A 23,123-nucleotide genomic window follows, 5' to 3' on the forward strand; every position below is an offset into this window, starting at 1 on the left:
CGGCGCGCTACCGCGCGACCGACAACGGAATCCCCCCACCGCGGTGCCGGTAGATCGACCCGAACCGGGCGTCCACCCGCAGCCACGACGCGGTGGCACGCACCCGGACCAGTTCGGCCGCGTCGATGCGCCCGAGGTCGATGTCGGCGGTCAGCCGATCCGAGCCCGCGTGCGGAACGAATCCCATCGCGGTGAGTGCGAACACCACCCGCATCGGGATGCCGACCGTGTGCTCCGCGCCCTTCACCTGCAGCACCTCCTGGTCGAGGAGTGATGCGGGCGGGCCGTGGCCGCTGCCGTGCTCCTGCGCCAGGGCCGCACCGCGCTGCGCGAGATCGACGAGGACACGCGCCGGGACGTCGTCGACGTGCACGAAGCCCTCCGTCGGAGGCAGAGCGCCCCGCCACGCCGAATCCATCGAAAACCCGGGATCGATGTCGGCGGCGGTCGCCGCTTCGAGGGCGGCGAGCAGTTGGTCACCGGCAGCCGACGTGTCGTCGGGGGTGATGGTCCCCGCGACCGTGCGCACCGCCAGCGCGTCGAAACCGGTTGCCGCCCAGATCGTCAGGCGGCCGGGTCCGCGCTGACGCAGACGCACCACCGCCGACTCGTCCAACCGGACCACCCGCGTGAGGAACGTGGCGAGATCCCCGCGTTCCGTGGCGTCCGGGATCGACAGGACGCGCTCATGCACGCTGCCAGCTCTCCAGGTACGCACGCTCGACGTCGGTGATTCTGCGCAGTCGCTGAGTGTCGATGTCGAACGCCGCGATCTGCGTGGAGGCGATGATGGACGGCGCGACCGAGACATCGACGCCCTTCGGGCGGACCTCGTAGTTGATCGTGAAATCGACCGCGCGCACCTTCTCCACCCACATCAGGACGTCGAGCGGTGAATCGCTGTGCCGGAGTTGCCCGCGGTAGCGCACATGGAGGTCCGCGATGACCGCGCCGTCACGCAACGTGACAGTGGGCCGATCGTCCTCGAACAGCCAGGGAATCCGCGCCTCCTCCAGCAACGTCACCATCCGTGCGTGGTTGATGTGCTGGAAGACGTCCATGTCCGACCATCGAACTTCGACCTCCGCGTGAAAGCCCTCGCTCAACGTCATACCTCCGATCGGGTGCTCATACCTCGCACCATGCTGCGTACCTGACGCGCCGCCACCGAGAGCGTCGCGAGGTCAAGGGTCCCAGACTCGAAAATTTCGGTGAGAGCGGACCTCGCCCTGGCCAGCCGGGACGCGTTCGTCGACTCCCAGTCGTCGATCTTCTCCTGCGGCGTCTCGTGAGGTTCACCACCCAGGAGCACTTCCATCGTGAGCTGACGCAGCGAACTGTAGAGGTCGTCCCGCAGTGCGAGGCGGGCCAGCGAATGCCAGCGGTCACCCCGCGCGAGTGTGGACACGGCGCTGAGCAGCCAGTCGATGCCGAGGTGCGCGTCGAGTTCGTAGTACAGCTCGGCGACCTCGTCGATGTCGCGTTCGGCGATGTCCGCGATGTCGCTGATGTCGAGCAGGCAGAACTTGTCCAGAAGCCGGAACACCTCGAACGCGAGGTCCTCGGGCGCTCCGCGGACGACGAGCGGCCTCGCCCGTGTCTCCACGTCGGCGAGCTGATGCCCCCGCACGAGCTGCGGGACTCGCGGCGAGAGTGCGCGGAAGTCGGCCGAGTACCGGGCGATCTCGGCGCCCACGGCGAGGGGCTGAGGCCGGTTGGTCAGGAACCAGCGGGACGCGCGGTCGAGGACCCGGCCGGACTCGAGAATCAGGTCGTCCTCGATGTCCGCCGCAATGTTCGCCGACCGGATCCTCGACCACAGCTCGGGCAGGGCGAAGATCTCGGTGACCGCCGCGTAGGCGCGGATGGCGTCGGTGCTGCTCGCACCCGCCTCGTCCGCCAATCGGTACGCGAAGGTGATACCGCCGTTGTCGATGGTCTCGTTCGCGAGCATCGTCGCCACGATCTGCCTGCGCAGAGGATGCGCCTTGATCGCGGTGCGGAACCGCTTGCGCAACACTGCCGGGAAGTACCGCGGCAGCCGCGGCGCGAACGTCTCGCTGTCGGGCAGGTCGGTCGCGAGGAGGTCGTCCTTGAGCGCGAGTTTCACGTGCGCGGTGAGCGTCGCGAGTTCCGGAGAGGTCAGTCCCTGCCCCGCCTGCCTGCGTCGTGCGATCTCCTCGTCGGTGGGCAGGGCCTCGAGTTTCCGGTCGAGTCCTCGACGCGACGCCAGGTGCTCGATCTGGCGGCGATGCACACTCAGCATCGGAACCGCGCTGGTCCGGGAGACGCCGAGGAGATTATTCTGCGCGATGTTGTTCGCGAGCACGAGTTGGGCCACCTCGTCGGTCATCGACGCCAGCAGAGGATTGCGTTCCTCCCGCGGCAACCCGCCGCTGCTCACCAACGAGTCCAGCAGGATCTTGATGTTCACTTCGTGATCGGAGCAGTCGACGCCCGCGGAGTTGTCGATCGCGTCGGTGTTGATCCGGCCACCGTTCTGGCTGTACTCGATCCGGCCGAGCGCCGTCACCCCGAGGTTGCCGCCCTCGCCCACCACCTTCGCCCGCACCTCGTTGCCGTCGACGCGCACGGAGTCGTTGCTCTTGTCGCCCACCATCGCATTGGTCTCGGTGGACGCCTTGACGTATGTGCCGATGCCACCGTTCCACAGCAGGTCCACGGGGGCACGCAGGATCGCCCGGACCAGTTCTGGTGGGGAGAGTTCAGTGACGGCGTCGTCGAGTCCGAGCGCAGCGCGGGCGGCGGCACTGATCGGCACCGATTTGCGCGTCCGGTCCCATACTCCCCCGCCCTCGCTGATGATGCCGGTGTCGTAGTCGGCCCACGACGACCGGGGCAGCGCGAACATGCGGGAGCGTTCCGCGAAGGACCTGGCGGCATCGGGATCGGGGTCGAGGAAGATGTGCCGATGGTCGAACGCCGCCACCAGCCGGATGTGCCGGCTCAGGAGCATGCCGTTTCCGAACACGTCGCCGCTCATGTCACCGACACCGACTGCGGAAAAGTCTTGGGTCTGGGTGTCGACGCCCATCTCCCGGAAGTGCCGTTTCACGCTTTCCCAGGCGCCCCGTGCGGTGATGCCCATCCCCTTGTGGTCGTACCCGGCCGACCCACCGGACGCGAACGCGTCGCCGAGCCAGAACTTGTACTGCTCCGCAACAGAATTGGCGAGGTCGGAGAATTTCGCGGTCCCCTTGTCCGCGGCCACGACGAGATACCGGTCGTCGCCGTCGCGCCGCACCACCCGGGCCGGGGGCACGATCTCCCCCGACGCCTGATCGACGTTGTCGGTGAGGTCCAGGAGCCCGCAGATGAATGTGCGGTAGCAGTCCTGACCCGCCTCCAGGGCGGCCGCGCGGTCGGCCGCCGCGTCGCCCGAGGGTGTCGGCGGATTCTTGACGACGAAACCGCCCTTCGCGCCGACCGGGACGATCACCGCGTTCTTGACGGCCTGAGCCTTCGCCAACCCCAGGATCTCGGTGCGGAAATCCTCACGCCGGTCCGACCAGCGCAGCCCGCCGCGGGCGACGGATCCGAACCGCAGGTGGACACCCTCGACGTCGGGCGAGTACACGAAGATCTCGTACTTGGGGCGGGGCTTCGGCAGTTCCTGGATCGGGGTCGGATCGAGCTTGATCGACAGGTGCGACGGCGGCTCCCCGGTGCGGCCGACGACGAAGTAGTTGGTGCGCAGCGTCGACGTGATCAGCCCGAACAGACCGCGCAGGATGCGGTCCGCGTCGAGGCTGACCACGGCGTCGATGTACTCCCGCAGACGGGTGTCGAGTTCGGCGACCAGGTCGGGTGAGGGCGTCTCCGGGTCGAACATCGCCTCGAACAACTCGACGAGCGTGTACGCGGAGCGGGGATTCGCCAGCGCAACCCCCTCGATGTGGAACTGGCTGTAGGGAAACCCCGCCTGGCGCAGGTACTTTGCGTAGGCCCGCAGGATCACGGCCTGCCGCCACGACACTCCCGCCCGCAGGATCAGCTCGTTGAACCGGTCGGCCTCCGCCCGTCCGAACCAGACCGCGGTGAAGGCATCGGTGAACCGTTCCTGAAGCTTCGGGGCGGCGGCGGACGCCTCCTCGGCGGCGAGTTCGGCGTCCAGGTCGTCCTCGACCGAGGAGCGGAGCAGCTCCGCGGGCACCGACAGCCCGAAATCGTAGATCCAGCACGACAACCCGTCCGGCCGCGGAATCAGGTAGGGCCGTTCGTCGAGCACCTCCACACCGAGACTCTGCAGCACCGGAAGTACCTGGCTCAGCGAAATGCCGTCGCCGCCCACGTACAGGGTGAATCGCCAGTGCCCGACCTCCGCCCCGGGATCGCGGTAGAGCAGCAGGTCGATGGAACCGTCTTCGAGCGCCTCCAGCCTCGCGAGATCCGACAACGCGCGCGTGGCGTCGAAATCCTCCTTGTACCCCTCGGGCAGGACGGCGGCATAACGCTGCGCCAGAACGGGATCCACACCGGTGGTCACCGGGAGGAGGTCCCCGAGATGGTCGTCCCAGCTGCGGCTCGCCTCGGCCAGCATGCCCTGGACCCGCTCACGGTCGGCGTCCGAGAGGTCGAGCCGCGACCCCATCTGTTCGGCGCTCTTGCGGATCGTCACGTGCAGCAACGCCAGGTCGGACTCGGTGACGCGCGCGGTGTATTCCAAAGTGCCGCCACCGAATTCACGCAGAAGGATGTCCTGCATCGCGAGCCGGACCCGGGTGGTGTACCGGTCGCGGGGCAGATAGATCAGGCAGGAGACGAATCGCCCGAGGAAATCCTCGCGCACGAACAGACGCACCTGACGCCGGAGCCCGATGCTGTGCACGGCGGTCACCGTGTCGAAGAGGGTGTCGGCGTCGCTCGAGAACAGCTCCGTGCGTGGGAACGACTGGATGACCTCCAGCATCGCCTGCCCCGAGTACGAATTCAACTGGAACCCGGCCCGATCGATCACCTTGCGCACCCGGCGGGCGATCACGGGAATGTCGAGGACGTTCTCGTGCAGCGCCGTGACCGTGAAGACGCCGAGGAACCGGTGCTCACCGGTGATGTTGCCGTTCTCGTCGAGGATGCTCACACCGACGAAGAACGGGTAGACCGAGCGGTGGACGGTCGCGGGGAACGAGCCCTGCGTGAGCACGAGCAGGGGCCGGTCGGGGATCTCGGCGGCCGGCGGCAGACTCAGCGGGCCTTCGGTGACCGTGTCGGAGCGCAGCAGTCCGAGACCGCTGCCTGGCACCACCTGCAGGCTGCGGGCGCCGGAGCTGTCCGGCTCGCCCAGTTCGAAGCGGCGGTAGCCGAGCGCCGCGTAATTGCCCTGCGACATCCACCGCAGCAGGTCGGCGCAGTCCTCCAGGTCGTCCTTCGTCACGCCGGGACGGGGTGTGGACGTTTCGAGTTCGTCGGCGAGCGTCCGCTCGAGCTTGCGCATGATGTCGGTGTCCCGGACCACCTGGCGCACGTCGGCGAGGACGGTGCCGACCTCCTTCTCGAGTGTGTCGAGAACAGCGGCGTCGGCACGTGGATCGAGTTGGACGTGGATCCACGACTCGGAGACGGCGTCCTCGTCGGCATCCTTGGCCTTGTCTCCCATGAGAATTCCGCGCAGCGCGCCGATCGGATCGCGCCGGACCGAGATGATGGGGTGCACGAATTCGCTGATCCCGATGCCGAGGCGGTTCAGCAGCGCGGTGATCGATTCGACGAGCAGCGGCATGTCGTCCGTCACGAGTTGCAGGGACGCACCGAGTTCGCGCCCGTCGCCCGGGCGGTAGACCCGGGTGACCGCGCGTTCCGGCGGACGATGCAGGGCGAGTGTCAGATGCGCGCCGAGCACGGCCCCGGAGGCGCCGTTGACGGCGCTCTCGCTGTCACCGCGATCGACGTGACGGAAATACACCGCCGCGAGGGTCGGCACCTGAGACCGGAGACCTTCGGGCAGATCCCGCGCCCACTCCGCATCTTTCAGTGCTGCCGATTCCGTCATCGGGGCTCACTTCCTCTTCGTTCCGATCGCCGCGGGCAACTCTCTCGAGACTAGCCCGCGGCGATGGGAACAGAGGGTGAACTTCGGGCACCCGCGTGCCGGATCCGTCAGCCGGTGGTCACCGGCGCGAGGTACCGCTCGAGCGCGTCCCGTTCCGCCGCGGACAGCGGACGCGAGCGTTCGGCCTTCACGTCGAACGCCACCATCAGGGCGTCGCCCGTCGCGCAGCGGACCCCGTCCCGGTTCGTGACGACGTGCCGGATCGTGTACGACGAATTACCGACATGGAGTACCGACACGTCGATCGTCAGCGGCCCGGAGGCGTCGGTGACGGGACGCAGGAATTCCACGTCCATCTTGCGCACCACCGTGGCACCCGCCCGGGCGCCCGCCGACTCCAGCTCCGAGGACAGGAAATGCACACGTGCTTCCTGCATGTACTCGACGAAGCGGGTGTTGTTGACGTGCCCCAACCGGTCGGAGTCGCCCCACCGGACCTGGATCTCGTACGTGAAAACCTTCGGCTCCACCAGGTCAGTCCCTCGTGAGCTTGCGGTGCGTCACCCGGTGCGGACGTGCCGCGTCCGGTCCGAGCCGCTCGACCTTGTTGGCCTCGTAGCCCTCGAAGTTGCCCTCGTACCAGTACCAGGCGGCCTCGTTGTCGCCGAAGCCACCCTCCCACGCGAGGATGTGCGTGCAGGTGCGGTCGAGGAACCAGCGGTCGTGCGAGATCACGACGGCGCAGCCGGGGAACTGCTCGAGGGCGTTCTCCAGCGAACCGAGGGTCTCGACGTCGAGGTCGTTGGTCGGTTCGTCGAGCAGGATCAGGTTTCCGCCCTGCTTGAGCGTCATCGCGAGGTTCAGGCGGTTGCGCTCACCACCGGAGAGGACGCCCGCCGGCTTCTGCTGATCGTGGCCCTTGAACCCGAACGAGCTGATGTACGCGCGCGACGGCATCTCGGTCTGGCCGACCACGATGTGGTCGAGACCGTCGGACACGACCTCCCACACCGTCTTGTCGGGGTCGATGCCCGTGCGGTTCTGGTCGACGTAGCTGAGCTTGACGGTCTGACCGATCTTCACCTCACCGGCGTCCGGCTCCTCGAGCCCGACGATGGTCTTGAACAGCGTCGTCTTACCGACACCGTTGGGGCCGATCACGCCGACGATGCCGTTACGCGGCAGGGTGAACGACAGGTCCTTGATCAGAACCCGGCCGTCGAAGCCCTTGTCGAGGCTCGAGACCTCGACCACGACGTCACCGAGGCGCGGCGGCGCCGGGATCTGGATCTCGTCGAAGTCCAGCTTGCGGGTCTTCTCGGCTTCGTTGGCCATCTCCTCGTAGCGGTCGAGGCGGGCCTTGTTCTTGGCCTGACGGGCCTTCGCTCCCGAGCGGACCCAGGCCAGCTCCTCCTTGAGGCGCTTCTGCAGCTTCTGGTCCTTCTTGCCCTGGACCTCGAGCCTCGCGGCCTTCTGCTCCAGGTAGGTCGAGTAGTTGCCCTCGTAGGGGTACAGGCGGCCGCGGTCGACCTCACAGATCCACTGGGCGACGTGGTCTAGGAAGTACCGGTCGTGGGTGACGGCCAGGATCGCACCCGGGTAGGCGGCCAGGTGCTGCTCCAGCCACAGGACGCTTTCCGCGTCGAGGTGGTTGGTCGGCTCGTCGAGCAGCAGCAGGTCGGGTTTGCTGAGCAGGAGCTTGCAGAGGGCGACGCGGCGCTTCTCACCACCGGAGAGGTGAGTGACCATCTCCTCCGGCGGCGGACAGCGCAGAGCGTCCATCGCCTGCTCGAGCTGGGAATCGATCTCCCACGCGTCGGCATGGTCGAGCTTCTCCTGCAGCTCGCCCATCTCCTCCATCAGCTCGTCGGAGTAGTCGGTCGCCATCAGCTCGGCGATCTCGTTGTACCGCTTGAGCTGGACCATGGTTTCACCCATGCCCTCTTCGACGTTCTCGCGAACGGTCTTGGTCTCGTCCAGGTGCGGTTCCTGCATGAGGATCCCGACGGTGGCACCCGGAGCGATGAACGCTTCACCGTTGCCCGGCTGATCCAGCCCCGCCATGATCTTGAGGATGCTGGACTTACCCGCGCCGTTCGGGCCGACCACACCGATCTTGGCGCCGGGGTAGAAGCTCATCGTGACGTCATCGAGGATGACCTTGTCACCGTGCGCCTTGCGCACCTTCTTCATCGTGTAAATGAACTCAGCCATGGGGCCAGCCTAATGGTGAAGTGCGATGAACCCACATCGCGGAGGGTCGGGGACGTGAACGAGGGCTCCGTAGGAAGAAGCCGCGGGTACCGGCGCCGCGGGTGCGGCGTGGGCGCCGATACCCGCTGGTGCGCTACGCGACGAGGGACCGAGTGGCGACCTGTTCCGTCTCCGGGGTCGCCGCACCCCCGTCCCCGGTTCTGGGCGCGCGCTCGAGGACGACCGTGCACCGGGCGAGATCCGGTCCGATCGCGGTCGCGCTCAGCTCCAGGTCGGAGCGGGCGATGCCGTCCCGCGTCGTGTACTCCGTGGTGCGCAACTCGCCGGTCACGATGACCGGATCCCCCTTCGCGATCGACTGGACGACACCGGCCATCAGTCGCCGCCTGCAGGTCACCGTGACGTAGAGCGTGCTCCCGTCGCGCCACTCGCCCGTCGCGTGGTCCCGGCGCCGGACCGTGCTCGCCATCCGGAAACTGAGGAACTCGTCACCGGCCGCATTCGACCGGGTGACCGGGCCGGTGATGACCGTTCCGACCACGGTGCCGTGTGTTTCGTACATTCGCTCTACCCCCTGTGAGTGCGGCAAGGTGCCTTCACTCACAGCGTGCCGTCCGGCACCGCCGTTGTCGGGCGGCATCCGAAATCTGTGGAGAAACGGAGCGGGTGTGGATGACACAGCCGAATCGGCGACCGAAGCTCCGACCGTGTCGGAACCGCGTGCTAGCGGTCAGTGTCCGGCTTCTCGGTCCCGTCGCGCCAGTTCCGCGAACATCGCGTTGTGCGCTGCCAGGTCGGCGTCGTCGTCGCGGTCGGCGGCCCGGTCGACCCGCCGCGCCGTGCGGCCGTCGCTGCGGGACCACTGAATGAGCAGCGCCATCATCACCAGCACCAGCGGGATCTCACCGGTCGCCCAGGCGATGCTGCCGCCCAGTTGCTGGTCACCAACAAGGTCGGCGTTCCAGCCCAGTCCGAGCGACCGGTAGTACCACTCGCCCATCACGGCGCCCATGCTCATCAACGCCACACCGAAGAACGCGTGGAACGGTAGCGAGCCGAACACCATCGCGAGCTTCGTCACCGGCTGCAGTTTGCGCGGCGACGGGTCGATGCCGATCGCGACCCAGTAGAAGAGGTAGCCGCTCAGCAGGAAGTGCAGGTTCATCAGGACGTGCGCGGAGTGCGAGTCCACGGCGGCCTCGAAGATCCCGCCGAGGTACAGGGCGTAGAACCCGCCGACGAACAGCACCGCCGCGACGACGGGATGGGTGATGAACCGGGAGAACGGGCTGTGCAGCGCAGTCAGGATCCACTCACGCAGGCCCGGCACACCGTTCTTGCCCGCCGGATCGAGAGCGCGCAGGGCCAGCGTGATCGGTGCGCCGAGCACCAGCAGGACCGGGGCCAGCATCGACAGCGCCATGTGCGCGCCCATGTGCACGCTGAACACGGCCGGTGAGTAGCGGCCGACACCCGAGGACGTCGCGACGAGAAGCACCACGCATCCGCACATCCACGCGATGGTCCGGCCGACCGGCCAGCTGTCGCCGCGACGCCGAAGTTTGCGCAAGCCCAGCGCGTAGACGACGGCCAGCACGATCGCGGCGGTGCCGTAGAGGAGGTCGAATCGCCAGTCCAGCATCAGCCGGGCGAACGTCGGCGGCCCCGCCAGGTTGTAGCCGAGTTCCACCTCTGTGAGGGTGGGTGCCGCGGTCGGAGGGGGCGGCGGTGTGCGGCCGAGCCCGACTGCGAGACCGATCGTGGCGGCGAAGACCATGGCCTCCGCGCCGGCGAAACGGATCAGGTTGCCGCGGCCGGCCGGGTCCTTCTGCAGCGCGGGCAGCGCCCGTCGACGCTGCGCCCAGCCGAAGACGCCCAGGATGACGAGCGCCACGATCTTCGCGACCACCAGGCGTCCGTACGTGGTGTCGACGAGGTCACCGATCTGGACGCGGACGAGCGCGTTCACCACACCACTGACCGCCATGACGACGAAGCAGACCGTCGCGACCGCGGAGAACCGTCGCGCTGCCACATCGGTGTAGGCGCCGCGCCGGCGCGCATGGGCGAGGAGAGCGAACAGACCGCCGGCCCATAGCGAGGCCGCGACGAGGTGCAGTATCAGACTGTTCGTCGCCATGTCGTGCGAACCGCCCGACGACGAGTGCCCCGTCAACGCGAGCGGCATCAGCCCGAGGATGCCGACGACCAGAAGGATCGGCGTCCACCACCAGCGCAGCACGAGCCGGGATGCGATCGCGAGGACGATCGCGATGATCGCGGTCCAGCGCCAGGCGCCGGCGAGTTCGACCTGATCGATCGAATTGAAGATGTTGGCCGGTTCGACCGCCTCGGCGAAGGGTTGCCCGGACGTGTCCGACAATGTCAACGGGACCAGGACGAGGGCGGTCGCGGCCCACACGATCGCGGCATATGACGCGGTCCGGACCGCACGGTAGCCGTCCACGTCCAGGACACCCGATTTCTGCGGCGGTACGAAGAACGCCGCGAGCAGCAGCGACCCGATGGCGATGACCGCAGCGATCTCCGACACGGCTCGCATCGCAGGCAGTCCGTAGGTGGTGATCGGTCCGGGATCCGGAATTCCCAGCAGCACGAGCGCCTGAGCAGCGGAAAGTCCGACGACGATTGCCGCGACCAGACCGGCGATGAGTCCGCCGACGACGAACAGGGCGGTCGAATCGGCGCGATCCGGGGGTTTCGATGCCGGGCCGGACGCCGCGAGCTGGGGTGTAGCCATACATCAAGGGTAGGACCTACGACAGGCCGTCGGAGACGCGAGGGTTCCGTCGCCGCTCCGGTTACCGTCGACAGGGACGTGTCCCGTGGCAACGAGAGGCTGAGATGGCTGAGTTTCTGATCATCGCGGTGGCGCTGTTCTTCGCGGGCATGGGTGTGTACGGGCTCGCCGCGCCGGCCCGGCTGGTCGCCCCGTTCGGTCTGTCCGCGGATTCGGCGACCTCCCGCGCCGAGGTGCGCGCGGTCTACGGCGGCTTCGGTGTCGCGGTGGCGGCCCTGCTGTTCTTCGCAGCTTTCGACGCCCACGGCATCCGATCCGCCGCCTCGGTGACCGTGGCCGTCGCCCTGCTGGGGATGGCATTCGGCCGGATCGTGTCGGCCGTCGCCGACCGGCCTACCCGTTTCTACCCCGTGTGGTTCTACTTCGTGGTCGAGCTCGTTCTGGCGGGACTTCTGCTGTCGGCGGCCGGCCTGGGCTCGTGACCCGCACACCACAGCCCCGGTCGGAGCGCTCGAGGCGGCAGGTAATATTTGCTGCGCGCCTCCGTAGCTCAGGGGATAGAGCAAGAGCCTTCTAATCTCTTGGTCGCAGGTTCGAATCCTGCCGGGGGCACATATGACACAAGTGGGAATAAGTCAACGAGGCTTCTGACCAGCGGATTTCTTAATACTCCGCCAGCTCCCATCGAATATTTGTTCCCATCTATTCCCACTTGTGTCAACCAAAGTGGAGAGTAAGTGGAGAGTCACACTCCAGGTCCTACTTCGCCCAGCGGTCACTCTGCCGCTTGGCGCGAGCGCACGGTGACGTGCGAAACGCCTCCCCGCACGCCCGGCAGTAGTGCGTTCGATGTCCGCCATTGCTCGCCGTGCCACAGGCGCATACCTCGCAACCGACGATGCATGCGTTTGGCCGAGCAGGCGCCCGTTGGGGCAGATGACGGGTCGCAGGCTCGGTCGATTCTCATCCTGAAATTCTCGCACACACGTTCGAATCTTGATATCGTCGGTCACGCCCCGGCACGGAGGGTCCCTGTGTGTTGTGTCAAGCAGGTTCTCGTTCGAACATCGGGAAACAGGAGACTTGGTGCGGGTCGGTGGGGCTAACGCTCGGGAAGCATCGACCCGCACCATCTGAAAGCTGGACTCAGACCGCGTTCAGGTTCGTTCGCGGCGTCGATGCGTAGCGCTTGCCGGAATCTGCCTGAGTGGGCTTCTGACAGATTCACGTAGCGGGGCTTCCTCCTGCTGCGCTCCACAGAGGGATCCGCCGGGCTGACCGCGAAATATTGCTTTGCGGTGCGCCTGGCCTGGCACCAGCAACGACCGATGCGGCGACTGCCGGATCGGGGCTCACGCCACGCTCGGGACGCCGCCGGAGCGGTGCCGTCCTGCGGTCACCGAGAGGGGTCACCTGTCGTGTCACGAAGCGACGGAAGTAGTCGAGTTTCGTTGGGTCGACCAGACCGGGCAGAAGCAGGTCCCAGACCGTGGTCAGGCGGGTGGGCAGATCATCAGAGTGGCCGGTGACCGCGGCCAGCAGGCGGACCCCGACGAAGGTTTCCACCAGGAGCAGAGCCACCGCGTCGGGGTCGTCGTCGCGAAGATCGCCTTCCGTGACGGCACGGCGGGTGAGTTGTTGGTAGTCCGCTAGCCAGGTGACGAGCAGGGTCGGGTTTGCGCCGGGATGGTCGCGAATGTCGGTGATCAGGCGGAACGTCGCCTGGACCGTGACGTTGTTGACGTCAGGGTCGAGGAGGAGGAGGCACGAGCTGCCGATCAGCGCCTCGAATGCGGGGCTCTGGGCGGTGAGGAAGGGACTGCGCGCGATCGCGAATCGGGCGCTGCCCGCCTCGATGACCGCGCGTGCGAGTTCTTCCTTGGAACGGAAGTGGTCGTACAACGCGCCCTTGCTGACGTTCGCGCGGGTGGTGATGGTGTCCAGCCTCGCCTGTGCGTAGCCGACGCGGGTGAATTCCACCGCCGCTGCGACTAGCAGCGCCACCCCGGTAATTTCCGCTCGCTTTTGCATCCACATGTCCTTTGGAACATCGTGCCGTCATGCTGTTGGAGAGCCGACCGTCCGTCCGGCGGGGAGTGCTCAGCCAGAATTTCAAAGAACCGTTCGTTCGGTATACCCGAACATGCGCATTTCTACCGAAATACCAGACCTGTGGTCGGGCGTGATGGGAATCGGTTCTGCTTCGGTCTGGCCGCCGGGCAGTCCTCTGTGAGTGGCCGCCGTCAGGCAGCCCGGGGCCTACTCGAGAGCAACCCTGAATGGACACCAGAGCAGGCTGGCCAGCTCGCAGGCATTGCGATCGGCGCCTTCTGTGATCAGCACGAGGGGAAGATCCCCGGCCGGTAGCGGTCGCTACCCTGACAGTGCGGGGCCGATGCAGATTCCACGGGGTCAGCGGCGGTCCCGCTCCACTGGTTGTCTGTGGCGCGTTTGCGCGCCGAGTAGAAATGTCGCGTTAACCCTGCCCATCTATCCTGCCGACGCGCACCACTGGCAGACCCTTTGGGTTGTTCGCAGACCTCGCCGGCTCCCCGAAGTGCCGGCGGGTCACGTGCTGTTGAGATACTCACGGTTACCGCATTTCTACAACTGTTCCCAAGTCGTGGATTTGCTCTTCTGCCGGGGCATTCGTCGTCGCGATGTCGCCGTCGGCACCATGCGCGAACGCAGTCCCTCGGGATACCGCAAATGCCACCGGCACTGCGACGACGATGGAGAGCAGGGCGGCGCCCGCATCGAATGCAAGCCGCATGACGCCGACAACACTGGCCGCCGTTTCAGTTATGCGCATCGCTCCTCCATGGGTCGTTGCAATTTGTGTATACGCCCTTGACGCAATCTTTCCATTGATGCCAGTCGAGGTGTGAAGGGGATGCGCCCACGCCCGGGGAGGTCCATGCGCGGTACTCACCAGACGTAGAAGACCGTCCGGTATCATTTATGCTGTCGCCTCTCCCATTCAAGGCGGCGGAAGCCCCGCCGGTCGCGTCAGTCGTGTTTCGCACCGGCGGGGCTTTTCGCCGAAATATGCGGGTGGCGTGCATCACAGTCTCTGGATTGCCCCCCGCCAGTTTCTAGAGTTGGTGCCGCACCGGCCGTCCCCCCGCATTGAGGCCGGTGCTGCGGCCCCGTCGGCCGACCCCCAGTGGCCGACGGGGTTCGCTCCGAAGCTCGCGAAAAATGGTACGGCCGTCTAAGATTTGTCGCACACCGGGTGCCCCCCAATTCCATCCGGTGCCGGGACCCCGCTGTTATCCAGTCCCCCGACGCGTGCGCGGCGGGGTCCTACCTGCTCCCGCCCTGACGTCGTCGTCGGCCCGGTGAACGAGGACGGCACAGTCTCACGCGGCACCACACGCGGATGGCTGCCCGAGACGATCGACGAGTGGAACGCCCAACCGGGCGGGACGCGGTGCACGCACCGACCTCATCCACTAGCCAAAAGACGCCCCCACCTTGACAGGTGGGGGCGTTCATCATTCGCATGCGCAACGTGAGGCATCATGTTCCGAGTGGCTGCCTCCGTCGAACTTGAATCCCGTCAGGCCCGCGAAAACCGCACCGTTCTGCTCACCGCGGCAGTCGGCATCGTGGCGCTGATCTTCAATCTGATCCGCGTTGGCAGGCCATCGATGTGGCGGGACGAAGTGGTCACCGCGCTGATGGCGGAGCGTGGACCGAAGGGAATCTTCGTCCTCGCCGGTCATATGGATTTGGTTCATACGCCCTACTACCTGACGATGTGGGCCTGGTCCGTAGCCTTCGGGACGTCTGAGTGGAGCTTGCGGCTTCCATCGGTCGCAGCGATGGCGGTCGCGGTCGCCGCCTTGTTCCTGCTCGCGCGGCGATACACGACGACGCTCGGTGCGCTGATCGCCGCGGCCCTGTTCCTGGTACTTCCATCGACTACTCGATACGCGCAGGAAGCGCGTAGCTACGCGTTCATCGTGGCCGCTGTCGTCATCTCGACCCTGCTCTTGCATGTCGCACTGGAGTCGCGTCGGCGCGGTTGGTGGATCGCGTACGCGGCAGCTCTGGCCGTGGGCGCGCTATTCAGCTTCATGTCGCTGACGATTATTCTCGCCCACTTGGTGCTCCTTTGGCGTCGAGCTCCCCTGCGCACGGCGTCCTTCGCGTGGTTTCCGGGCGTTTTCGTGGGTGGTCTGATCGCCTGGTTCGGGTCCGGACAGGCGCAGGCGGTCGGATGGATACCTCCTGCAGACTGGAAGCGGCTGCAGGATGCGTCAATGCAACTGGCCGGATCGCAGTTGACAGCGATGCTGTTCCTGGCGGCCGTGGTCGCCCTTGCGGTGTGGATGATCGGCTCGCACCGATGGCAGGACTTCGGCTGGCTATTGATCGTCGCCGCTCTGCCGCTTCTCCTGTGGATCGCCGGCCACTTCGCCAGCGTCTTCGTCGTCCGATACGTTCTGTTCGCCGTACCGTTCTATGCCCTGATCGCGGCGGTCGTCACCACCCGCGTGCACATCGTGGCCGCGCTGGCCTTCCTGCTCGCAGTGGCACTTCTCTCGTACCCCGAACAGCGCGAGGTGCGTTCGCAGCTCGGCCATGGCGACGACTTCCGTACCGCCCAAGCCCTGATCGCGGGACAAGCACGCCCGGGCGACGCGATCATCTTCGACTTCACCGCCATTCGTACAGGCTTCGACTACTACAACGACAGGACACCGACCATCCCACTGGCTGATCCGCTGAATGTTTCCGCTGAGGAGGATCTGACGACGTTTGGCAATCTGAGCAAGCCGTGTACGCCGGACGCTCTCGGTGGAATCAGACGGCTGTGGGATGTCCACGTCCCCGGCTCGCCACTGGTTGCGCGCACCGGTCAGTCGATCTGCGGGACTGATCTCCGCCTCGTGGGAACGACTCCCCACGGTAGCGTGCTGGTCAGCCTCTACCAACGCTGAAACGACAAAACAGCCCCGCCCCAGTTCCGAAGAATGGGGCGGGGCTGTTTGGCGGAAGCGGGGACTCAGATCACCGACCATCCAGTGCCGTTGGAAACCAGTTTCAGCACTCCGTAGTTCGTGTTGATGGTCTTCGACGTGGCACCGTCGATCGTCTCACCCGCTGCAGCGTTCACGACGATGTTGTTCGTCGCCGCGTTACCGGCAGCGTCCTTGATCGTGAGCATCGTGCCCGCACCGGGACGCGGGATCGCCAGCGCGTTGCCAGAAGCGGTCGGCGGAAGATTCACTGTCGTCGCGGCCGACCTGTTCACCAGAATCACGTCATCGACATGGGCAGCCGCATACGGGGAAGCCGTCACTGTGATGATGTGGGCAGGCTGGATTGCGTTGTGCAGCTGGCTCAGCTTCGGCGGCAGTACCCGCCCAACGACAATCAGGGGTTGCACTGCCGCCGGCACATTCCACGGGATCTGATTCGTCGTCACGTAGGCATCCGACATGTCGACCGACAGATAGATGCGGTCGGTTACAGCGATATTGCCGAGGCCATACAGCATGTGCGGGACGACGTCCGCCGACGACAGGCACGAGTACTTGAGATCGATCACCGCCTTGAGCAACTGCATCGAAGCCCCGGACGGCTGAATTGAGATGCCATGCGTTGCCCCGTTTGCGAAGCCCCGGGCACGGTTGCTGATGTCCACCTCCAGGTCGAGATCGTAGAACCCATCGCCCACCCACACGGGGCGGAGCGTCGGTCCGGCGACAACCTCACCCTCGATGTAGACCTTCGTGTTCCGCATCCTCACGACGCAGGGATGCGCCGCGGGAGTGATCGGCGCGAGTCCCGACCGCCACAACCGAATGCCCGCGTACGACGCACCGGATTGGGCGACTGTGTTGTTCAACTTCACGTCGGCCTTGAAGGTGTCGATGTCAACGAATGGCACAAATCCGAACGCGACGATCGAGTTACCGGCAGCGACGTCGGATACGACGTTTCTGCTGCGGCTGTCCCGAATCCGTATTCCGGGCAGTGGCAGCCCACCGTTCGGATTGAGCCACCAACCCTTGCCCGGCGTCAACTCGTTGACCGCCGAGCACCGCGCATAGCGGATGTTCTGCATTTCGTGATCGACGAGCACGACGTCCGCGCCTGATGCCGCTGACGCGGCGGTCGACGTATCGATGCCGCGAATCAGGGTCAGCGAGGTGGCGGACGCGCGCTGGTAGAGAGCGACTTCGCTGCCGATCCGCACCACTCCCGATGCGGGGAAGTTCGCAGGGAGTGTTGCAACTGTCGCAGTGGTGGCTACGTTGTCCAGAGCGGCCGTCAGCGTGGTCTTCGTAGGACCCGCTGCCGACCTGGCGGGCGGGCTGAAGTTCGTCACGTAGTAACTCGCCGAGTAGGTGTTCCGCATCTCGCAGTCGTTCACAGATGCCGATACCGGCTGATCCAGCTCGATGCCGACGTCAGCAGAATTCACGCCGACACAGCGCGAGAAGAGCACGTTGCCAACTGGGCAGTCCTGCCCGACGAGGTAGTTGTACGAGCCCGAGTTCATCGTGGGGAGCAGGTTCGTATCGTGAAAGCAGTCTTCGAACAGCACCTCATCGATCCACGACGTCGCCGAACCAGCGACACTGAATCCGCATTCTCCGCCAGTGATCCTGACCCTTCGAACGTTGATCCGCTCCGCTTTGCCACCCGATCCGACCCCGAGGTAGAACCCGAAACGCAATGACGGAGTGAACGAGCCCAGCCCGTTGCTGTACTGAGTCGGCACGTTTACGACGTCGACGTCCTCAACTGTGATGTCACGGAAGATGGATGCGGTGCCTGCGGTTGATCCGACGTTGTTGTTGCCCAACAGCACGTGGTCGTAGAGGTACCCGTCGATGTAGTCGCCGGCCTTCAGTGTCTTCGCGGAAGTGGATGTGTTCCACAGTTGCATCGTGGTCGTGACACCACCACCGGGCAGAGCGAACAGCAGCCGGGTGCCCGCGAGCGTGCCGACTCCCCCTACCCGTGCGGAGGCCCACTGCGTACCGGCTCCGACGAACGATGAATTGTCCGCCACCGTCACAGTCGTGTACTGGCCGGGCTGCAAAGTCACGTCGGCGGCGACCGTGGTAGAACCGAGCATGGCCGGTGTCACTCCACCTGCATCCACACTGAAGCCGCGAACGGTGATGTTCGCGAACACATTGCCAGCGCCGGTCCCGTACAGGTCGAACAGCCGCGGTACCGAGCGTGACAGTACAAACTTCGTCGCCTGCTTGCCCGCACCTTCGATAAGGAGTGGCTGAGCATTCGCGGGGATCCGGAGTGCCCCGACCCCGCCCTGGCCCGAGAGTGTGACGGCGCCCGCACCGATCCGCAGGACACCAGGCTTGCCTGAGGCGTTCCACTCGCCGATGAGCGCCTGGAGTTTCGCGAAGTCGTCCGGAGTCCCGGTCGGGATGAACGTGTTCGTGTAGAGGTCTGCGGGGGCGTACTCCGCATCCCCGACCTCAGTGACCCGTTCATCAACCTGATCCTGACTCAGCCCGGCTGCACCCCATACGATCGTCGCCCCTGCTTTGATCAGCGCCTGGCCGTCGATTCCGCCGACGGGGGTCGTTACCTTGGTGCCGAGCTCATCAGAGAAGGGTCCAGTTGGCTGCAGCTTGGCCTGCTCCAGCGACCCGTCCTCGATGTGAGTGTTGGTCACGGCCCCAGGCGCGATCTTGCTTGAGTCGACCGATCCATCCAGCAAGCCGCCCAGGGAAATCCCGGACCCTTCAGCGGGCCACCCGGAGTGGTAGACGTAGATCATTCCGTCAGCCTCGACGAAGAAAGCCGATCCCTCCGCCGGCGCAGCGGGGAGACCCGCATACGTTGCGACCTGGCCGTCGATCTGCAGGCCGTCGCCCTGGGGTCCAGGGACGGTGCTTTCGAGCGATGCGATCCACTGCGCCTCGGTTCCGACAAATCCCTCGGATACGGCGATCTCGTACGCCGATGCCCCGGGCACGTCGCTAGCGAGGGACGCCAGCCAGGCGGCCTCGTTGCCCACAAAGCCATTCTGAACGGCGATCTCGTAGGCAGATTTGCCCGACGATTGAGCGGCGTCTTCGGCGGCCTGCGCAGAGAGCGCCGCGGCGGATGCCGATTCTTCCGCATCCAGGGCTGCTTCCACAGCTCGCGAAACGACAGGGCTCGGTTGCGGGATGTAGTTCTGGATGTCCGGCCACAGCGGGATCGGGTCGTCATCCGGGTGGTCGCGAATGACCAGGTCATACTCCTTCCCACCCCACGACACTTTCGCCGGACCAGGCACGAGCGACGGCGTAGTCAGCACCCCATCGACCGGCTGAACGTCCACCCAACCGTTGGTGATGATCACCGATTCGTCGGCACTCGGGCTGAGGTTGTCTTCGCGGTAGAACCAGAAGCGGGTCTGGTCTCCAGCACCTGCAATGTCGGTGATGGGCTGCGAGTAGACAGTCACAATCTCTCCTCTAATCGTCGATCAGGTACGGCCACAGCTCATCGGGTGACGTCATCGCGTTCGTTCGACCTCTACCGTCATGCCGCCGGCCCCCACTCAGGGACAGTGATGTTGTGGGCGACCAGCTCGTTCTCGAGCTGTCGGATGCGCGTCTTGTTCTTCCGCTCATTCGCCTCGCTCTGAGCGGTGAGAGTGTCGACTTTCCCCTCAAGCCGGGCGTTGTCGGCGCGCAGCGCGGCGACGTCGGACTTGAGCCCTTCGATCGTTTCTTTCCAGTACTCGGCCGCGGACTTGAACGCATCCTGCTCGGCCTTGAGGCGGATCGGCTCGACGGCTGCATTCTCCGACGATCGGCCCGAGATCTTCGCGACGATGATCGCTCCGATGATCGTCACGACACCGCTGAGAATCCCCCACAGCGGCGCAGAAGCTGTCCCCATCAGTCGCCCTCCGGCTCAGTACGTTTCGGCAAGAGCCGGTCACCGCCCAACTCGATTGCGTTCGGCCACGACGAGACGAGTGTGACGATTGCGGACAGGCCGAGGTAGATGATCGAGCTGACCCACCCGGTCGGGGCGAACCCACCAATCCACGAGATCAGAAACATCGATCCCCACAGCATCGGCGTCACGGCCAGCGCCATGAATCCAAACCGATCAGTCCTGGGCGGGTCATACAAGAGCGCACTGACCAGCGCCACGACCCCGGCGAGAAGCCAGGGCCACGCGAGGACAGTGAACGGGAACCAGTCCGGCAACCAGCCGAACGTCGCTCGGCGCGTTGGGGTGATCCCGGCGACGATGTAGCCGTAGCCGATCAGGCCGTAGATCATCGCGAAGAGGACGAGGAACTTCCCTCGGTGCCCGTTGATTCGGCGTGTCAGCGGGCGGGTGAACCGGTCGAGATGCAACCGGGTCCACACCGCCCGCAGCGCACGGTCAGGCATCGAGTTCGGTGTCGGTGACCTCGATGACCTCACCGTCCACGGGCGCCAGGGTGGGCAGTCCCTTGGCGGGGCCGCGGTTCTCGGTGAGCAGCGAGGTCACGACGGACAGCAGGACCGTGGTGCCCGCGATCGTCAGCGAGCTGGGCCAGTCGATATCGGTGATGCTGCCGGTGACCGGGATCGCCGCGGCCAGAGATCCGGCGCCGGTGCGCACGGCCCGGTCCGCGAGGTCGACGAGGAAATTGCCCGACGTGACCGCGGTAGCGGTGCTCACCGCGAGAACGAGCGATACCAGGGCGGCGAGGGCCGCGGCGCCGAGCAGCGTCGACCACGACACCGACACAATCGTGACGCCGGCGCCGAAGAACACCAAGATGTTCTGTAGGAAGGATCGGCCGGCTCGGTCGAGAGCGTCCAGCCAGAAGGTTCGGGAGTCGAGGCTCCCCATGTCGACGGTGGCTTCCACGACGACAGGGATGAAGTTCTGCTCTTCGGCCATGATCAGTTGCCGCCCTTCAGTGCTTTGAGGATCTCCGCCTGCTGGGCGAGGATCTGATCGTTCTGGTTCTTCACGTGCGCGATGCCGTCGACGAGGGTCCGTGCGGCCACCGCCGATCCTTCTCCGTCGCCGAGTTGGTCCCAGCCGCCGAACGATTCACCGTTCTCGGAGGTCGGTCCGCCGAGCTGCTCGAGGATGACGGCGACGGCTTCGGTGAGGAACCGGTAGCGCGTCGGGTCGGTCTCGACGGCTTTGCCGAGGATCTCGAATCCTTGGCCGTTCGGTCCGACGAGCTGCGTCTCGACCCTGTCTGCTACTGCACCCATGATTTCTCTCTCCTGTTCCGGTAGAAGGCGATCCCCGAGCGGGAAGCACCGGTTGTATCGGTTGATTCGGTCTGCCAGACCGTTCTCGCCGCCGTTGATGACGTGGGTCGAGTTTGTGACCTCGCGGTTGGCGGCGAATCTGTTGAGGTCGCGTGTGACCCAGTAGTAGGCCGCCGCGACGAAGCCCCACCGCGGTTCGGCGACGAGGTCTGGGTTGTTCTCGAACAGGGCCGGATCGCTCGTGAGTCCGCGCTGCGCGGCCCACTCACCGAATGAGCGGTAATTCGAGCGCCCGGTGAGCTGAATCGCACCTCTGCCGCGGTAGCGGTACCCGTCCCCTGGGTTGACGTTGCCGAGCCGTCCGTCGTAGGTGAGCTGGTCGCTGGTCGGCCCCCAGAGTTCCCGGAAGAACGCCAGTCCGACCGACTCGTGGCCGATCTGAGCGCACCACAGCATGGCCCGAAGGGCAGTCGTCACGTCGGCGATGATCATCGCCTCGTTGCACGGGCCTGCGAGTGCGTCGTAGTCGACGCCGGGCTGGTTGCCCATCGCCTCCGCGAGTATTTGTCCGTCCATCAGTCCTCCTCGTCGGGCAAGTGCAGGTAGAGCGCGAGCGGGTGGCGAACGCCGCGGTACTTCTCGTTCGCGTTGGACTGCCGCTGGATCTGGAAGTCGACGCGAAGCCCGGTCATCGCGACGTAGTGGTCGGTGAGCCTGTCCTCGATCAGGTGCCGCAACGGATCGCTGCCCGGCCTTGGGAAAAGCGCGTCGTAGCGCTCGTCGTCGAGCAAGACGCGGATATCGACGTCGCGGTAGTCCGCGCGCTCAAGGCAGGACCCGACGAGGTAAGGCGACTCGTCGAGCACCTCGCGGACGAGGACGGAGGCGAGGTCGGGTTTCGTGAGGGCAGGCACGTCGAGGTAGCACCACGGCTTCTGCGCCATTACGCCACCGGCCCGACGAACTGGGTGAGGATCGGCAGCCAGGCCGCGTCATCGTCGTCTTCGTTTGCCGGTGCCGCCGGCCGCTCCACCGGGGCCGCGCTGTAACCCTTCGGTGCGATCAGGGATGCGATCTTCTCCCAGGACAACCAGTAGTTGTGGATGCCACCGAAGTTCGCAGGGTCCGCCACATACACGCCCTGGACGTCGTCGTACCCGACGATCGCGATGTAGTGGTAGACCGTGTAGTTCGGATATCCCGGGGGATGATTGCTTGCCGGCGCCACAATGTTCGCCACGACCCCATTGCCGCCATCGATGGACCGCTTCACGTCCGACCGCAGAAGGTCCACCTGCGCGCCCGTGGGCGGGTCATTCGGTATCTGCCGGGTGACATACGGCTGCCCGGTACGCCGACCGAGGACCGTCGTCACCTGGACGATGGAGTCGGTGCCGTCCTGGTCATTCCAGCCCACGTTCCCTTCCAGCGCCTCGAGTTCGTACGCCAGCTGCGACTCGGCGACGTCGATGCCGCGGGCCGTGAGCACGATCTGCGACGAAGCGGGCCCGCAGTTGTAACCGGTCTCCTGCGTCGAATAGGTGTGGTCGAGAATCAGCATCACGCCTTCCCCTCCCCTGCGACGGGCTCGGGCTCGGGCTCGGGCTCGGGCTCGGGCTCGGGAATGACGATTTCGTAGGGCTCGCCGTGTTCGAATCCGCCGGCTGCCCATAGCGCACCGGCATGATCAGCGATTCCGGTCACCGATCCTGGCAGTTTGTTCATCACGATCGCACTGCCATCGGACCGTGCAGGAACGATCAGCGTTTCAGGCTGCCCGAACCCTTCGACGGCGAAGACGACGACATAATCGTGCGCCTGCCCCTGGACCCGATCGGTCAGTGGCGCAGACAATCTGTACAGGTGCGCGACACCGGCATACCCGCCGATGTCGGAACCGATCTGTGTTGCAGTCGGCATG

At 65.7% G+C, this 23,123-nt stretch carries 20 protein-coding genes and 1 tRNA gene; 4 read left to right on the forward strand and 17 right to left on the reverse strand.

Annotation, left to right across the window (positions count from 1 at the left end; translation table 11 throughout):
- Positions 1–7: 7 nt before the first annotated feature.
- The 7 genes from FND50_RS24930 to FND50_RS24960 all read right to left on the reverse strand — a co-directional run bounded on the left by FND50_RS24930 (position 8) and on the right by FND50_RS24960 (position 10,985).
- Positions 8–694, reverse strand: a complete 687-nt coding sequence (locus tag FND50_RS24930; RefSeq protein ID WP_144287440.1) for a hypothetical protein — start codon at positions 692–694, stop codon at positions 8–10.
- Complete coding sequence (locus FND50_RS24935) at positions 687–1,112, reverse strand: thioesterase family protein (RefSeq protein ID WP_005264316.1); 426 nt, start codon at positions 1,110–1,112, stop codon at positions 687–689. The genes FND50_RS24930 and FND50_RS24935 overlap by 8 nt, the downstream gene beginning before the upstream one ends.
- Positions 1,109–6,010 (reverse strand): NAD-glutamate dehydrogenase, encoded by a 4,902-nt coding sequence (locus tag FND50_RS24940; RefSeq protein ID WP_144287441.1) that lies wholly within the window; start codon positions 6,008–6,010, stop codon positions 1,109–1,111. The genes FND50_RS24935 and FND50_RS24940 overlap by 4 nt, the downstream gene beginning before the upstream one ends.
- Before the next feature lie 107 nt (positions 6,011–6,117).
- A complete protein-coding gene (locus FND50_RS24945) occupies positions 6,118–6,543 on the reverse strand; it encodes a thioesterase family protein (RefSeq protein ID WP_037207361.1) in 426 nt (141 codons plus the stop codon).
- 1 nt (position 6,544) lies between these two features.
- On the reverse strand, positions 6,545–8,224 hold the full coding sequence (gene ettA / locus FND50_RS24950) for an energy-dependent translational throttle protein EttA (protein WP_005264313.1): 1,680 nt from the start codon (positions 8,222–8,224) through the stop codon (positions 6,545–6,547).
- 133 nt (positions 8,225–8,357) lie between these two features.
- The gene (locus FND50_RS24955; protein WP_144287442.1) at positions 8,358–8,786 is read right to left on the reverse strand and encodes a single-stranded DNA-binding protein; all 429 of its coding nucleotides are present in this window, start codon (positions 8,784–8,786) and stop codon (positions 8,358–8,360) included.
- A gap of 168 nt (positions 8,787–8,954) precedes the next feature.
- The gene (locus FND50_RS24960) at positions 8,955–10,985 is read right to left on the reverse strand and encodes a cytochrome c oxidase assembly protein (protein ID WP_144287443.1); all 2,031 of its coding nucleotides are present in this window, start codon (positions 10,983–10,985) and stop codon (positions 8,955–8,957) included.
- Positions 10,986–11,089: 104 nt separating this feature from the next.
- Here FND50_RS24960 and FND50_RS24965 point away from each other — a divergent pair, with 104 nt between their 5' ends.
- Both FND50_RS24965 and FND50_RS24970 read left to right on the forward strand, forming a co-directional pair.
- On the forward strand, positions 11,090–11,467 hold the full coding sequence (locus tag FND50_RS24965; protein WP_005264310.1) for a DUF4345 domain-containing protein: 378 nt from the start codon (positions 11,090–11,092) through the stop codon (positions 11,465–11,467).
- A 57-nt stretch (positions 11,468–11,524) separates the two neighbouring features.
- Positions 11,525–11,597 (forward strand) — tRNA-Arg (locus FND50_RS24970).
- Between the two features lie 612 nt (positions 11,598–12,209).
- Here the strand turns inward: FND50_RS24970 and FND50_RS24975 are convergent.
- Positions 12,210–13,016 carry a TetR/AcrR family transcriptional regulator gene (locus FND50_RS24975; RefSeq protein WP_260850685.1) on the reverse strand — a complete coding sequence of 269 codons (807 nt, stop codon included), beginning with the start codon at positions 13,014–13,016 and terminating at the stop codon, positions 12,210–12,212.
- A 198-nt stretch (positions 13,017–13,214) separates the two neighbouring features.
- On the opposite strand from FND50_RS24975, the gene FND50_RS37870 reads away from it, so the two are divergent.
- Positions 13,215–13,352 (forward strand): DUF732 domain-containing protein, encoded by a 138-nt coding sequence (locus tag FND50_RS37870; RefSeq protein ID WP_397494218.1) that lies wholly within the window; start codon positions 13,215–13,217, stop codon positions 13,350–13,352.
- A gap of 226 nt (positions 13,353–13,578) precedes the next feature.
- Here FND50_RS37870 and FND50_RS24980 read toward each other — a convergent pair whose 3' ends face one another.
- A complete protein-coding gene (locus FND50_RS24980) occupies positions 13,579–13,797 on the reverse strand; it encodes a hypothetical protein (RefSeq protein ID WP_144287445.1) in 219 nt (72 codons plus the stop codon).
- Between the two features lie 721 nt (positions 13,798–14,518).
- Here FND50_RS24980 and FND50_RS24990 point away from each other — a divergent pair.
- Entirely contained in the window at positions 14,519–15,934 is a 1,416-nt protein-coding gene (locus FND50_RS24990; protein ID WP_186301143.1) for a glycosyltransferase family 39 protein, read from the forward strand.
- A gap of 65 nt (positions 15,935–15,999) precedes the next feature.
- Here FND50_RS24990 and FND50_RS36525 read toward each other — a convergent pair whose 3' ends face one another.
- From FND50_RS36525 to FND50_RS36305, 8 genes are all read right to left on the reverse strand, one after another.
- Positions 16,000–19,431, reverse strand: coding sequence for a hypothetical protein (locus FND50_RS36525; RefSeq protein ID WP_222105585.1), 3,432 nt, complete (start codon positions 19,429–19,431; stop codon positions 16,000–16,002).
- A gap of 77 nt (positions 19,432–19,508) precedes the next feature.
- Entirely contained in the window at positions 19,509–19,826 is a 318-nt protein-coding gene (locus FND50_RS25000; protein ID WP_144287448.1) for a hypothetical protein, read from the reverse strand.
- Between the two features lie 44 nt (positions 19,827–19,870).
- A complete protein-coding gene (locus FND50_RS25005) occupies positions 19,871–20,377 on the reverse strand; it encodes a hypothetical protein (protein WP_144287449.1) in 507 nt (168 codons plus the stop codon).
- The gene (locus tag FND50_RS25010) at positions 20,370–20,876 is read right to left on the reverse strand and encodes a holin (protein WP_260850687.1); all 507 of its coding nucleotides are present in this window, start codon (positions 20,874–20,876) and stop codon (positions 20,370–20,372) included. The genes FND50_RS25005 and FND50_RS25010 overlap by 8 nt, the downstream gene beginning before the upstream one ends.
- A gap of 2 nt (positions 20,877–20,878) precedes the next feature.
- A complete protein-coding gene (locus FND50_RS25015; RefSeq protein ID WP_144287451.1) occupies positions 20,879–21,778 on the reverse strand; it encodes a glycoside hydrolase family 19 protein in 900 nt (299 codons plus the stop codon).
- Complete coding sequence (locus tag FND50_RS25020) at positions 21,778–22,146, reverse strand: hypothetical protein (protein ID WP_144287452.1); 369 nt, start codon at positions 22,144–22,146, stop codon at positions 21,778–21,780. The genes FND50_RS25015 and FND50_RS25020 overlap by 1 nt, the downstream gene beginning before the upstream one ends.
- On the reverse strand, positions 22,146–22,763 hold the full coding sequence (locus tag FND50_RS25025; protein WP_186301144.1) for a C39 family peptidase: 618 nt from the start codon (positions 22,761–22,763) through the stop codon (positions 22,146–22,148). Before FND50_RS25025 ends, FND50_RS25020 begins: the two co-directional genes overlap by 1 nt.
- Positions 22,763–23,122, reverse strand: a complete 360-nt coding sequence (locus tag FND50_RS36305) for a hypothetical protein (RefSeq protein WP_186301145.1) — start codon at positions 23,120–23,122, stop codon at positions 22,763–22,765. The genes FND50_RS25025 and FND50_RS36305 overlap by 1 nt, the downstream gene beginning before the upstream one ends.
- Position 23,123 lies beyond the last annotated feature (1 nt).

It is taken from the genome of Rhodococcus sp. WB9 (assembly GCF_007558985.1).
Classification (GTDB): domain Bacteria; phylum Actinomycetota; class Actinomycetes; order Mycobacteriales; family Mycobacteriaceae; genus Rhodococcus_F; species Rhodococcus_F opacus.

Coding starts and splice junctions, on each gene's coding strand:
- FND50_RS36305 (WP_186301145.1), bottom strand. CDS start 23,122: ATGCCGACTGCAACACAGATCGGTTCCGACATCGGCGGGTATGCCGGT.
- FND50_RS24940 (WP_144287441.1), bottom strand. CDS start 6,010: ATGACGGAATCGGCAGCACTGAAAGATGCGGAGTGGGCGCGGGATCTG.
- FND50_RS25015 (WP_144287451.1), bottom strand. CDS start 21,778: ATGGACGGACAAATACTCGCGGAGGCGATGGGCAACCAGCCCGGCGTC.
- FND50_RS24965 (WP_005264310.1), top strand. CDS start 11,090: ATGGCTGAGTTTCTGATCATCGCGGTGGCGCTGTTCTTCGCGGGCATG.
- FND50_RS25025 (WP_186301144.1), bottom strand. CDS start 22,763: ATGCTGATTCTCGACCACACCTATTCGACGCAGGAGACCGGTTACAAC.
- FND50_RS24935 (WP_005264316.1), bottom strand. CDS start 1,112: ATGACGTTGAGCGAGGGCTTTCACGCGGAGGTCGAAGTTCGATGGTCG.
- FND50_RS24960 (WP_144287443.1), bottom strand. CDS start 10,985: ATGGCTACACCCCAGCTCGCGGCGTCCGGCCCGGCATCGAAACCCCCG.
- FND50_RS24975 (WP_260850685.1), bottom strand. CDS start 13,016: ATGCAAAAGCGAGCGGAAATTACCGGGGTGGCGCTGCTAGTCGCAGCG.
- FND50_RS24955 (WP_144287442.1), bottom strand. CDS start 8,786: ATGTACGAAACACACGGCACCGTGGTCGGAACGGTCATCACCGGCCCG.
- FND50_RS24980 (WP_144287445.1), bottom strand. CDS start 13,797: ATGCGCATAACTGAAACGGCGGCCAGTGTTGTCGGCGTCATGCGGCTT.
- ettA (WP_005264313.1), bottom strand. CDS start 8,224: ATGGCTGAGTTCATTTACACGATGAAGAAGGTGCGCAAGGCGCACGGT.
- FND50_RS25010 (WP_260850687.1), bottom strand. CDS start 20,876: ATGGCCGAAGAGCAGAACTTCATCCCTGTCGTCGTGGAAGCCACCGTC.
- FND50_RS25005 (WP_144287449.1), bottom strand. CDS start 20,377: ATGCCTGACCGTGCGCTGCGGGCGGTGTGGACCCGGTTGCATCTCGAC.
- FND50_RS25020 (WP_144287452.1), bottom strand. CDS start 22,146: ATGGCGCAGAAGCCGTGGTGCTACCTCGACGTGCCTGCCCTCACGAAA.